We start from the raw sequence: 210 nt of genomic DNA, 5'->3' as shown, positions 1-210 counted from the left end.
GTATTCCACCTGCTTGCGCAGCTCGTCATCATTGAGCTGGGGCAGATAGGAGAAGGTGCCCATCTTGCGGCTGTTCGGGTCCGAGATACGCGAGCCGTAATCTTGCATTTCACTCATGGTGTCAGTCCTTTCTCAGGCGTTGGTGGGAGGGGCGCGCCTTAGCGGTGCGCCACATCCAGCTTGTCCACGGTGTCGAACTCGAACTTGATC

Origin of the sequence: Thioclava sp. UBA3469, from assembly GCF_002378135.1 — a bacterium.
GTDB classification, from domain to species: Bacteria; Pseudomonadota; Alphaproteobacteria; order Rhodobacterales; family Rhodobacteraceae; genus Thioclava; species Thioclava sediminum.
Note: the sequence above shows the minus strand (reverse complement) of the source record.